General features: G+C 58.8%; 9 protein-coding genes and 1 pseudogene. 3 read left to right on the forward strand and 7 right to left on the reverse strand.

Features of this window, described 5'->3' with window-relative positions; genetic code table 11:
* The first annotated feature begins 116 nt into the window (after positions 1-116).
* Both VEZ52_RS02465 and VEZ52_RS02470 read left to right on the forward strand, forming a co-directional pair.
* Complete coding sequence (locus VEZ52_RS02465; protein WP_324835388.1) at positions 117-1,550, forward strand: TolC family protein; 1,434 nt, start codon at positions 117-119, stop codon at positions 1,548-1,550.
* 43 nt (positions 1,551-1,593) lie between these two features.
* Positions 1,594-3,252 carry a ribonuclease J gene (locus VEZ52_RS02470; protein ID WP_324835389.1) on the forward strand — a complete coding sequence of 553 codons (1,659 nt, stop codon included), beginning with the start codon at positions 1,594-1,596 and terminating at the stop codon, positions 3,250-3,252.
* Between the two features lie 302 nt (positions 3,253-3,554).
* On the opposite strand, the gene VEZ52_RS02475 is transcribed toward VEZ52_RS02470, so the two are convergent.
* The 6 genes from VEZ52_RS02475 to VEZ52_RS02500 all read right to left on the reverse strand — a co-directional run bounded on the left by VEZ52_RS02475 (position 3,555) and on the right by VEZ52_RS02500 (position 10,021).
* Positions 3,555-4,259, reverse strand: coding sequence for an ABC transporter ATP-binding protein (locus VEZ52_RS02475; protein ID WP_022658285.1), 705 nt, complete (start codon positions 4,257-4,259; stop codon positions 3,555-3,557).
* On the reverse strand, positions 4,252-5,037 hold the full coding sequence (locus tag VEZ52_RS02480) for an ABC transporter ATP-binding protein (RefSeq protein WP_324835390.1): 786 nt from the start codon (positions 5,035-5,037) through the stop codon (positions 4,252-4,254). The genes VEZ52_RS02475 and VEZ52_RS02480 overlap by 8 nt, the downstream gene beginning before the upstream one ends.
* Positions 5,037-6,257: an ABC transporter permease subunit gene (locus tag VEZ52_RS02485; protein ID WP_324835391.1), complete on the reverse strand. Its 1,221-nt coding sequence runs from the start codon at positions 6,255-6,257 to the stop codon at positions 5,037-5,039. Before VEZ52_RS02485 ends, VEZ52_RS02480 begins: the two co-directional genes overlap by 1 nt.
* Before the next feature lie 2 nt (positions 6,258-6,259).
* Positions 6,260-7,168, reverse strand: a complete 909-nt coding sequence (locus VEZ52_RS02490; RefSeq protein WP_324835392.1) for an ABC transporter permease subunit — start codon at positions 7,166-7,168, stop codon at positions 6,260-6,262.
* Positions 7,169-7,288: 120 nt separating this feature from the next.
* Positions 7,289-8,419, reverse strand: coding sequence for a branched-chain amino acid ABC transporter substrate-binding protein (locus VEZ52_RS02495; RefSeq protein WP_324835393.1), 1,131 nt, complete (start codon positions 8,417-8,419; stop codon positions 7,289-7,291).
* Positions 8,420-8,599: 180 nt separating this feature from the next.
* Positions 8,600-10,021 carry a PLP-dependent aminotransferase family protein gene (locus tag VEZ52_RS02500; RefSeq protein ID WP_324835394.1) on the reverse strand — a complete coding sequence of 474 codons (1,422 nt, stop codon included), beginning with the start codon at positions 10,019-10,021 and terminating at the stop codon, positions 8,600-8,602.
* Positions 10,022-10,177: 156 nt separating this feature from the next.
* Here VEZ52_RS02500 and VEZ52_RS02505 point away from each other — a divergent pair, with 156 nt between their 5' ends.
* On the forward strand, positions 10,178-11,197 hold the full coding sequence (locus tag VEZ52_RS02505; RefSeq protein WP_324835395.1) for a DMT family transporter: 1,020 nt from the start codon (positions 10,178-10,180) through the stop codon (positions 11,195-11,197).
* 298 nt (positions 11,198-11,495) lie between these two features.
* Here the strand turns inward: VEZ52_RS02505 and VEZ52_RS02510 are convergent.
* Positions 11,496-11,721: pseudogene (locus tag VEZ52_RS02510) on the reverse strand ((Fe-S)-binding protein); the annotation flags it as partial.

Raw genomic sequence — 11,721 nt, forward strand, 5'->3', positions numbered from 1 at the left:
TTTTGCGTAAAATTATCTTTTTCCATGAAGTGTTGCCAATGCCGTCTTCTGCGGTGTATGTAATCCGGGTCGAAGTAATTTTTAAAAGGTAGCGGAGCCATTCCGTCTGTAAATATATGAAACGCATTCCTGAACTGGGCCTCGTGTTTCTTGTTGTTGGTGCGCTTGCCGGGCCTGTGGGTGGCAACGCTGCGTTTGCCGATTCTTCTGTTGCCGCGCGCCCCTCGGGCAGCGCCGCCGTCCCAGTTTTTAGCGGAAGAACCCTGTCTTCGGGCAAAGACAATGCTTTGCCTTCCGGGGCAGTTTCCATGCCCGATGCTGTGGATCGCGCTTTGCGGCATAATCCGAGCCTGGGTTCGCAAGAGGCGCAGGGGCAGTCTTCTGAAGAGGCGCGCAAATCTGCGCGCGGGGCTTTTGGGCCCAAGCTTGGCACAACGTATTCCGCCTCCAAGCAGGAAAGAAAAACATCGCCTGCCTTACCCAGCAGTAGCAGACCAGCGGAAAAAGGCACCTACACCTGGGCCGTGGAAATTTCTCAGCCCGTGTTTCAAGGGTTTCAGCTTCTGGCCAATTATCAGAAGGCAGCCCTTCAGGCTGACAGCGATAAAGCCTCTGTACGTAATGCCGAACTGTCCATGACTGAAAATGTTCAGACCCAGTTTCTGAACTATCTGCGGTACGAAGAAAGCGTGCGCAGCCAGCGTGACGCTCTGGCTCGGTTACAGGATCAGCTTCGCATCACCACTGCTTTTTTTGGCGTGGGCCTTCGCCCCCGGCTTGATGTGCTCCAGGCAGAAGTGGACGTGCGCCAGGCCGAGAATACCTTGATTCAGGTCGAAAACAGCCGCGACACCAGCCTTGCCAAGCTGAATACCCTGCTTGGGCTGCCCGCCACGGCCAAGATCAAGTTTACCGGCACGCTTGCCCATGTGCCCTTTACCCGTTCGCTGGAGCAGTGCCTTGAAGCGGCCTACCGCCAGCGGCCCGACCTCTACATGGCGGCGCGTTCGGTAGAAATCGCGGGCAAATCGCAGCAGGCCGTGCAGAGCGCCTATTATCCGCAGGTGGAAGCCTATTACAATGTTTCGCAGAGCGGCAATTCGCTCGATCTGCAGGAAAAGGGCGACCGGGGCTCGCGCAGCTCCATATGGGAAGTGGGCGCCCGCGCCACCTGGGACGTTTTTCAGTGGGGAACCACGTATTATGCCGACAAAGAGGCAGGCTGGCTGGTCACAAAGATGCGCTATGCCGAAGAAGACCTGAAACTCAGCGTTGGCTACGACATCAAGTCGAAACTGCTTGCCGTGCAGGAAGCCGCCAAACGGATAACCGTGGCGGAAAAGGGCGTGGAGCAGTCTACTGAGGCATACAATGTGGCATTGGCCCGTTATCAGGAGCAGGTGGGCACCAACTTTGACGTGCTGGACGCTTCGTCCAAGCTCACCACCGCTCAGGCGACGTTAACAGGAGCAAAAGCCGATTATCTGACCGCTCTGGCGCAATTATATGTGGCCATGGGCGAATTTCACCCTGATCTTATGCGGCGTTGAGCGACGGCACGACCTTAGCCGCGCCGCCCAAAAGCGATTACGAATGAATGAACCTTATTTGAACATTACCCCCCTCGGGGGACTGGGAGAGATCGGCCTCAACTGCCAGCTGTGGGAAACCTCCGGCGGCGTGGTGATGGTCGATTGCGGCCTCATGTTTCCTGACGACGCCCACCTTGGCGTGGACGTTGTCATTCCGCACTTTGGCGCTGTCAGCGGCATCAAGGACAAGCTGCTCGGCATTGTGCTGACGCACGGGCATGAGGATCACATTGGCGCGCTGCCCTGGATTGTGCCTGAAATCAAGGGAACCCGCATCTATGGCTCACGCTTTACCCTGGCTCTTGTGGAACACAAGCTCAGGGAGCGGGAGATTCTGGACTGGGTGGAACTGTGCCCTGTTGATATCAACACAGTGCTGCCTCTGGGCGACCTGACCTTTCATTTCTTCCCTGTCTGTCACTCCATTCCCGAAGGCTTTGGTCTGGGCGTAGAAACGCCTGTGGGCCGTGTGGTGCACAGCGGCGATTTCAAGATTGACCCGCATCCCCTTGACAGCACAGGCACCGACCTGAATCTTTTCCGCAACTTTGCCGGGCCGGAAGGCGCACGACTGTTGCTTTCGGATTCCACCAACATCGTGCGCGAGGGGCGCTCCCTCACGGAGCGCGAGGTCAAGGATTCGCTGGATAAGATATTCGCCAAGGCCGAAGGGCGCATCGTCATCACGCTCTTTTCCAGCCATATTCAGCGTATTCAGGAAGTTTTTGACCTTGCGCGCGAGCATGGGCGCACCGTGGTTATCAGCGGCAAGTCGCTGGCGAACAATATCGAAATGGCGCGCGATCTTGGCATTGCCAAGCTCCCGCCTTCGTTTTTCAACGCGCACAACGGCGTACCCGACCTGCCGGACGACCAGATCGTGCTGGTGGTGACAGGCGCGCAGGGTGAACCGCTCTCCGCCTTGTCGCGCATGGTGCTTGGCGGTCACAGACAGCTGGAGATCCGCAAGGGCGACACAGTGGTCATGAGTTCGCGCATGATCCCCGGCAATGCCAAGGCCATCTCCCGGCTGATCAATGAAATGTACCGCATCGGCGCGGAAGTGCTGTACGAAAGCGTGCACGCCATCCATGCCTCGGGTCACGGCCAGCGCGAAGAATTGCGCGACATGTTTGAAGCCGTGCGCCCCACGCTGTTTGTGCCTGTGCACGGCGAATACCAGCATCTGGTCAAGCATGGCCGTCTTGCTGTCGAATGCGGCGTGGAGCAGGACAACGTCATCTTGCTGGAAGACGGCCTGCCTCTTACCCTGCTCAAGGATTCCTTCCGTCTGGAACAGCGCGTTCCGGTCGAGTGTACCCTCGTTGACGGCAAGGGCGTGGGCGATGTGGGCTATGCCGTGCTCAAGGAACGCCGCATTCTGGGTGATGAAGGAATGGTCATTGTGGTGCTGGTGGTGGATTCAGAGACCGGCAGCGTGCTGCATGGGCCGGAAATGATCTCCAAGGGCTTTGTGTTCGAGCAACACTACAGTCACTTGCTGGAAGACGCCAAGTGTCTGGTGCTGGACGAAATTGAAGCTGCCCGCCCCGGTCAGCTTGGACGCTTGCAAGAAGGCATCCGTTCTTCACTGCGGCGTTTCTTCCGCCGTGTGCTGGAGCGTGACCCTGTGGTCGTTCCCGTCATCAGCGAAGTCTAGGGCGAAGCCTCAGATATTCAGATTATTGTGGGGCTGAGGGATTATCCTGCTCCGTGAATAGTTTCAATACAGCTTAAAAGCCGCTGCCGACTGCCTGTCGGCGGCGGCTTTGCTTTGAGGTAAAAGGGTAGGCTGGTGGAGCCGGGCACGTGTCCGGCACTGCGGCTCGCGAATATGCGCAGAATCATCCTCGTTACATTTTGGCTTAGCACATAAAAAGCGGCGCGTTTGCCAGGCAAACGCGCCGCTTTACTATCGGTTGCAGCAAGGGCACAGGTTTTGCGCCGCTATGGTATTGCGCTCTACATGCCCAGATAGGCAGTGCGCACTTCTTCGCTGGTGAGCAGGTTGGCGGCTGTGTCGTGCATGACTATGCGGCCATTTTCCATAACGTAGCCGTGGTTGGCGATGCGCAGGGCCTGGTTGGCGTTCTGTTCGACCAGAAAGACGGTGGTGCCGTTGGAGTTGACCTTCTGGATGATGGAAAAAATCTGCTGAATGATGATGGGGGCGAGGCCAAGGGATGGCTCGTCCAGCAACAGCAGCTTGGGGCGGCCCATGAGGGCGCGGCTGATGGCAAGCATCTGCTGTTCGCCGCCGGAAAGCGTGCCCCCCGCCTGCTTGCGGCGCTCGGACAAAATGGGAAAAAGGCTGAACACATAGTCCAGATCGTCCTTCACGCCTGCCGGATCACGCCGCAAAAATGCGCCGAGGTCGAGATTTTCGCTGACGCTGAGATCAGGGAAAATCAGGCGGCCTTCCGGTACCTGCGAAATGCCCAGGGTCACAATTTCGTGCGGGGGCAACTGGTGAATGGGCTTGCCATACCAGAGTATCTCGCCTTTCCTGGGGCGGTTGATGCCGCAGATGGTCATGAGCGTGGTGGACTTGCCCGCGCCGTTGGCCCCGATCAGGGTGACAATTTCGCCTTCTTCAATATTCAGCGAAATATCGCGCAGGGCCTGAATGTTGCCGTAATAGGTGTCTACGTTACGCAGCTCAAGCATCGCTTTCTCCCAGATAGGCCTTGATGACGCGGGGGTTGGTGCGGATTTCAGCGGGGGTGCCTGTGGCGATGCAGGAGCCGTATTCCATGACGTAGATGCGGTCGGAAAGCGACATGACCATGCCCATATCGTGCTCGATAAGCAGGATGGAGAGCTGCTGGTTGTCGCGGATGGAGCAGACCAGCTCCTTGAGCTCGTTGGTTTCCTGGGGGTTCATGCCCGCTGCGGGTTCGTCCAGCAGCAGCATGCGCGGCTCGGTTGCCATGGCGCGGGCGATTTCAAGCCGCCGCTGCGCGCCATAGGGCAGATTGTTGGCCGTTTCATTCCAGAACTCCTGAAGTTTCACCAGTTCCAGAAGCTCATAGCTGCGGTCGATGCAGTCCTGCTCTTCACGGCGGGTGCGGCCATCACGCACGATGGCGCCAAAAATGCCCGCCTTGGTGCGGCAGTGGCGGCCGATCATCACGTTTTCAAGCACGGTCATTTCGCTGAAAAGGCGAATGTTCTGGAACGTGCGGGCCATGCCCATAGCCGTGATGAGGTGGGGCTTTTTGCCGTTGAGCAGTTGCTTGTCGCCCGAGGCGTCGTGCAGAAACATCTGCCCCTCTGTGGGGGTGTAGATGCCGGTCACGCAGTTGAAAAACGTGGTCTTGCCCGCGCCATTGGGGCCGATAAGGGCAACGATCTCGCCGCTGTTCACGGTGAGCGAAAGCTCGTTAAGGGCGCGGAGTCCGCCAAAATCCTGAGAAAGATCCTTTACTTCCAGCACCGGTTTCATCAGCGGCCTCCTTCAGCACCGTGCAGGTTGCTGATGCGGTAGCGGCGTCGTTCGCCGCTGATGAGGCCCTGTGGCCGGAAGAGCATCATAATCACCATGATCGCTCCGAAAAGCAGCATGCGGTAGTCAGAGAAAGCCCGCAGATATTCCGGGGCAAGAATGAGAATCAGCGCTGCAATGACCACGCCCGCAATGGAGCCCATGCCGCCCAGCACCACCATGGAAAGAATCATGGCCGATTCCATGAATGTGAAGCTGGAAGGATTGATATAGGTGGTCTTGGCGGCAAAGATTACCCCGGCAAAGCCTGCCCAGCAGGAGCCGAGCGCAAATGCCGAAAGCTTCACCCGCGTGATGTCCACGCCCATGGCCTCGCAGGCGATTTCGTCTTCCCGCAGAGCTTGCAGGGCCAGCCCCACGCGCGAATTCTTGAGCCGGGTGATAACAACAATGGTAACCACCACTGCGGCCAGCACCAGATAGTAGATGTAGGTGGTGGACTGGGTGATGTCCATGTTCATGCCAAAAAAGGCAGGGCGGGGAATATCGCTGACGCCACGAGGGCCGCCGGTGACGGTGTTCCAGTTTTGCAGCGTGAGGCGCACGATTTCGCCAAAACCCAGGGTCACGATGGCGAGGTAGTCGCCGCGCAGCCGCAGCACGGGAAAGCCCAAGCCAAGGCCGAAAAGGACTGTAAGGAAGCCGCCGATGGGCAGGCAGGTCCAGAAACCCAGGCCGAAATACTGGTGCAGCAGGCCGTACGTGTATGCGCCAATGGCGTAAAAGGCCACATAGCCCAGCACGAGCTGGCCCGCCAGGCCAACGACGATGTTCAGGCCCAGCGCGAGCATGACGTACAGCAGGGCGGAGATCATGATGTTGGTCTGGTAGAAGGAGCTGACCAGAGGCATGCCGATGAGCACAACGGCCAGCGCGGCAAGCCCGCCAAGGCGGAGGCCAGCGCGGTTTCTGAATGCTTCGATGATTTCTGCCAGATTGAAGCACTTGGGCAGGGTGATAATTTTGACGCCCGCAGCTTTACGGCTGAAGCACCAGTCCCAGATAAGGGCAAGCACAAAGATGCCTGCGCCCAGGGCGAATATGCGGTCAAAACGCCAAACTACGGATTTTGTCGCCACGTTCAGTTTGATGCCCAGCACCGGGAGGGTGAGGAGCATGAACCACAGGGCGGCGATGGCGGCTTTAAGTATGCGCTGCATGGCTACACCTTCTGCACTGTGGCTTTGCCCAAGATACCGTCGGGCCTGAAAATGAGAATGAGGATAAGAATGCCGAAGGCCAGCATGTCTTCGTAGTTGCCGGAAAAATAGCCCGTGGTGAAACTTTCGGCCAGGCCAAGCACAAGCCCGCCCACCATTGCACCGGGGATGGAGCCGATGCCGCCGAGCACTGCGGCGGTAAAGGCCTTAAGGCCCGCCAGAAAACCGATGCCAAAGTTGACCTGCCCCATGTGCGAGGCAATAAGCACGCCGCCAAGGGCCGCCAGGGCGGAACCGATGATGAACGTGAGCGAGATGATGCGGTCGGCATTGATGCCAAGCAAAAGGGCCATCTTGCGGTTTTGGGCCGTGGCGCGCATGGCTTTGCCCATGCGGGTGTAGCGGATGAAGAGCGAGAGCGAAACCATGGCAAGGGTGCTGACCATCAGGATGAGAAAGTCGCTGGCGCCCATGACATAGTCGATATGCTCAAGAAAATTCATTTCCGGCAGCAGGTTGGGAAAGGGCACAAAGTCGGATGTCTGCGCAAGCAGCACGTAGTTTTGCAAAAAGATGGACATACCGATGGCAGAAATAAGCGGCGACAGGCGCGGCGCGCCACGCAGGGGCTTGTATGCGACCTTTTCCAGCGTATAGCCGTAGGCGGAGCACCAGACTATGGCCGCAAGAGCCGCCACAATAAGAATGCCGCCAGCAGGGAAGCCGTAGACGCCAAGCGCGCCAGCTATCAGCAGGGCCGTGAATGAACCCAGCATATACACTTCGCCATGGGCAAAATTGATGAGCCCGATAATGCCGTAAACCAGCGTGTAGCCGAGGGCAATCAGCGCATAAATGCTGCCTCGGGTCAAACCGCCGAAAAAGAGCTCTATAAAAAATTGAATGTCCATGCAAACTCGCGCGCGGTACGGGGGGTGTCCCTGTTCGTTCCGCCTGTCCCGTTAATGCCGTCAGCTTCCGGCGATGCGTGAAAAGCCGGGGCGCGGCCATGGCCGCGCCCCGGTAGACGTTTAGTCCAGGGTAATGCTGTGATTAAGCTCTACGAACTTGCCATCTTTGATCTGGTAGATGGAAAGGCCCATACCGGCGGCATCGCCAGTCTTGCTGAAGGTCAGCTTGCCCAGCGGGGTTTCCACGGGGTTGGTGCGCAGGGCTTCCACAACCTTGGCGGCGTCGGTGGAGCCAGCCTTGGCAATGGCGTTCACCAGAGCCTGGGTGGCGGCGTAGCCGTTGTAGTAGAAGGAACCGGGATCGCTGCCGAACATCTTCACATGGCCTTCATGGGCATGCTTGTAAGCGGGCAGGTTACTGGTGTCCTTGGGATAGGAGGCGTACACGCCTTCGGCGTCCTTGCCAGCCATCTTGATGAAGGCGTCGTCCTTGAGGCCGTCGGGGCCGATCATGGCGGTGGTCACGCGGTCGCGGCGCATCTGCTGCAGCAGCTTGGAAGCGGTGGGCTGGTAGCCGCCGAACACGAGAATGTCGGGCTGGGCGCGGCGCAGTTTGCGCACAACAGCGGAGAAGTCCACGGCGTCAGGCGTAACGGCTTCGTACAGAACGGTTTCCACGCCAGCCTTTTCAAGGGCTTCGCGGTTGTTGTCCACAAAGCCCTTGCCGTAGTCGCCATTGTCATGCAGGTAGGCGACCTTCTTGGCCTTGAGGCCGTTCAGGATAAAGTCGCTGGTCAACTTGGCCTGGGCCTTGTCGTTGGCGATGGTGCGGAAGAAATAGGGATTGGTGCCGCTTTCGGTAAGGCTGGGGGTCGTGGCAGAAGGCGACATGGAGACGATCTTGGCTTCGGTGTACAAAGGCAGGGTAGCCTTGGTAGCGCCGGAGCAGATGTGGCCCATGACCACGTCCACCTTTTCGGAAATAAGCTTGGTGGCCGCGTTGGTGGCCAGTTCAGGCTTGCACTGGTCATCCTGGGCGACCAGTTCAATCTGCCGGCCAAGCACGCCGCCGTTGGCGTTAACTTCGGCGATCACAACCTTGGCGGCGTTCAAGCTGGGAACGCCGTAGGAGGCCAGGTCGCCGGAGTGCGCGCCGGCAACGCCGATTTTAATGGGATCCGCAGCCATTGCGGGCGCGGCAATTGCCACGCAGAATGCCATTGCAGCAAGCCATGTCATACCTTTTTTCATCTCCGCCCTCCGCGAGAAAAGATGTGCGCACAAATGATGCGCCGCTTGTGGATGAAGGCTTTTCTATTGCCTCATTGCGGGCATCCTGTCAATGCGCGCATGGCGCGGCGATTGAAAGGCCACAAGGCGGCAAACCGCCGAATGCCTTGCAAAAAAAGATATTCCATTAAAACTGTCCGCTCACAGCGCAAGGGCTTCTCGCATGGCCTGTACCCCACGCTCCATGGACTGTTCCGAAAGGTGGGCATAGCCCAGTATCAGTTCGTGCGCGTGCGCGCCGTCGCGGCACAGCGAATGGTGCTCCACCGGCACGGCCCGAACGCCTTGAGCGTGCATGGACGCGAGCACTTCGTCCGAAAAGCGGATGCCGGGAAACCCCGCCACCAGATGCAGCCCCGCTGCCTGCCCGCTGGCAGTGAAGCTGTCGCCAAAGTTTCGCCGCAGACATTCCAGCAGGAAGAGTCTTTTGCGTTTATACAGCTTGCACATTTTCCAGATATGCCTCTCAAGCCCGCCACTTGAGATAAAGGCGGCCAGCGTGCGCTGTGACAGCGCGTCGGTGTGCACGTCCGTGTACTGCTTTTCCTCGGCCCAGGGGCGCACCAGCGCCTGCGGCACAACAGCAAAACCCATGCGCAGGGCAGGGGCCAGAATTTTGCTGAACGAACCAATATAGATGACCCTTTCGGGTGCAAGTTCGCGCAGGGCGCTGACAGGCGTACCCTCAAAACGGAATTCGCCGTCGTAGTCATCCTCCACCACCATGCAGTCGCGCTGCCGGGCAAAGTCCACCAGCCCCTGCCGCCGCTGCGCGGAGAGGATGCCCCCGGTCGGATACTGGTGCGAAGGGGTCACATAGACAAAGGCGCATCGGCGGGCTGTCTGTTCAGGAAGACTTTGCAGACGGCTGACGTCCATACCCTGTGCGTCTGCGGCAATGCCTTCGATGGCGTATCCGGTGCGCGATATCACCTCCACCAGCCCCCGGTGCACTGGGTCTTCCACAATTGCCAGAGCATCCGGGCGGTTGAGCAGGCGCGCCACAAGCCTGAGCCCCTGGGTTGCGCCTGTGGTGATCATTATCTGCTCCGGTGCGGCGCGCAGGCCCCGCATGCGCAGAAGCCAGCCAGAAATGGCCTCCTGTAGGTCGGCAACGCCTTGCGGTCTGCAATAGCGCAGAGCCGAGGCTGGTAATGCATCGCACACCTGCCGATACAGTCGGCCCCATTCCGCCGCTGGAAAGTGCTCCAGAGCCGGAATGCCGGACTGAAAGTTCACAAGCCCTGGCGGGTCAGTGAGGTCGACAGCGGCAACGCGCTCGTCTGCGTCAGGTTTTTGCCCGCACATTTGCGGCTGGGGCCGGATGCCCTGCGCAACGTGCGTTCCTGAGCCGCGCCGCGATTCAAGATAGCCTTCGGCAAGCAACTGATCATAGGCTTCAATGACTGTGCTGCGGGCCACATGCAGATTTTTTCCAAGCTGCCGGGTGGGGGGCAGGCGGTCGCCCGCAGCCAGATGTCCGCGCAGAATCAGCTCCCTGATCTGCGCGCTGATCTGGCGGTTCAACGAAAGCGGGCTGTCTGCATCAAGGCTGATCCACATGGCGCACCTGTAATTGGTATGGTAAAAAAAGCTAAAAAGTGGCGCTTATCAAAACCACTTTAGCTACGCTAGCCTCTCAAACGTCAGATGGCAATACGTGCCGGAAGACGCTCAAAATGCCGAAGCATTGTGCGGGCATCACAAGGAGAGGAAGCAATGAGCGTGTGCGAAAACAGCGCGCAAAATGCTGCGGCTGAGAAAGCAGCCGTGGGAGTGCAACATCTGGTGCAACCAGGGCAAGCGCGCCCCTGGGGAGCATGGATCAGCCTGACCCTTGCCATGAGCATAGCTGGCAGCGCCGTGGTGGCGGGGAAGCTGCTGATTGATAGCCTGCCTGTGTTTCTTGCGGCGGGGCTTGGGCTGGGAGCAGGGCTGCTGGTGATGCTGCCGCAGTTGTGGCTGCGGCGTGAACGGGGGGCGCTTGATGGGCGCACCCACGCAACACTGGTGCTTCAGGCCCTGTGCGGCATTGCCCTGTACCGGATTTGCACCTTTGAGGGGCTTCGTTTCACCAGCGCGGCTTCCGCAGGCTTGATGAGCAGCGCAGCGCCAGCGGTCATTGGCCTGCTGGCATGGGGCATGCTGCGGGAGAGGCCCCCGCTGCGGCGCATTGCTGGCATAGCCTGCGTGAGTCTGGGCCTGCTTGCCATTAATCTTACGCCCTTTCTGGCAACGCAGGGAGCCGCTGGTGTGGAAGCCACGCCAGCAAGCGGAGGCGAGGCATGGCGCACATTGCTGGGCAACGGCCTTGTGCTGGCGGCTGTATTGTGCGAGGCGGCATTTTCCGTACTCAGCAAGGCGCGCTGCTGCCCCATGTCGCCCTTGCGGCGCACGACAATCGTATCATTCTATGCCTTCATCATGCTGCTGCCCATGGCCTTGTTTGAGGCCCGTGATTATGATTTTACCTCGTTGTCTGCCTCAGCCATCTGGGGGCTTGCCTATTATGGCGCAGCGGTTTCTTACCTGTCATATGTGCTGTGGTTTCGGGGGATTGCTCAGGTGCAGGCCAGCGCGGCAGCGGCCTTTACAGGTTTGGTGCCTCTGAGCGGCGTAGCGCTTTCTTGGCTGGTGCTTGGCGAGCAGATTCTGTGGACGCATCTTGCAGGTCTGGCTTGCGTGACGGTGGGCATATGGCTTTCGTGCGCTGCAAGAAACGCATCGGACGACAAATGAAAGCGCAAGCAAGCCGCGACCTGCTTCTGATTTCTGGTCGCGTTGCCGATGACAACGCTCATAAATAGAAAAGGGGGCTTGCGCCCCCCTCTTACCATTCAGATGACAAACCCCGTTGCACGGGTTTTGCGCTGCCAGCGGCGGCAGACCGCCGGGCAGAAAACACAGAAATCAGTCGCTCGTCGGCGCGGGCAAGCCGCAGCCTGCTCCTGATTTCTGGTCGCGTTGCCGATGGCAACGCTCATAAATAGAAAAGGGGGCTTGCGCCCCCTTTTCTATTTATCCCACGGTCGGGAAACTATTCTTCTTCGCCTTCAAACTTGATGAACCCGGGGTTCACGTTGACCATGGCGTTGACGATGAGTTCCACCAGGCCGCCGTATGCGAAGTTGTTCTTGGTGTACAGATCGTTGTGTTCCAGCATTTCGCGGATCTGGCCCTTGCAGTTGGAGCAGGGAGCGCAGATGTACTTGCGGGTTTCCGGTCCAAGGCAATCCTTGAAGGCTTCGGCGATCTGCCACATC

Origin of the sequence: Desulfovibrio sp., from assembly GCF_035644575.1 — a bacterium.
Taxonomy (GTDB): Bacteria; Desulfobacterota; Desulfovibrionia; order Desulfovibrionales; family Desulfovibrionaceae; genus Desulfovibrio.

Bases quoted from the DNA above. Each gene is read 5' to 3' on its own strand.
- VEZ52_RS02490 (WP_324835392.1), bottom strand. From the start codon at position 7,168: ATGGACATTCAATTTTTTATAGAGCTCTTTTTCGGCGGTTTGACCCGA.
- VEZ52_RS02480 (WP_324835390.1), bottom strand. From the start codon at position 5,037: ATGAAACCGGTGCTGGAAGTAAAGGATCTTTCTCAGGATTTTGGCGGA.
- VEZ52_RS02465 (WP_324835388.1), top strand. From the start codon at position 117: ATGAAACGCATTCCTGAACTGGGCCTCGTGTTTCTTGTTGTTGGTGCG.
- VEZ52_RS02505 (WP_324835395.1), top strand. From the start codon at position 10,178: ATGAGCGTGTGCGAAAACAGCGCGCAAAATGCTGCGGCTGAGAAAGCA.
- VEZ52_RS02475 (WP_022658285.1), bottom strand. From the start codon at position 4,259: ATGCTTGAGCTGCGTAACGTAGACACCTATTACGGCAACATTCAGGCC.
- VEZ52_RS02495 (WP_324835393.1), bottom strand. From the start codon at position 8,419: ATGAAAAAAGGTATGACATGGCTTGCTGCAATGGCATTCTGCGTGGCA.
- VEZ52_RS02470 (WP_324835389.1), top strand. From the start codon at position 1,594: ATGAATGAACCTTATTTGAACATTACCCCCCTCGGGGGACTGGGAGAG.
- VEZ52_RS02500 (WP_324835394.1), bottom strand. From the start codon at position 10,021: ATGTGGATCAGCCTTGATGCAGACAGCCCGCTTTCGTTGAACCGCCAG.
- VEZ52_RS02485 (WP_324835391.1), bottom strand. From the start codon at position 6,257: ATGCAGCGCATACTTAAAGCCGCCATCGCCGCCCTGTGGTTCATGCTC.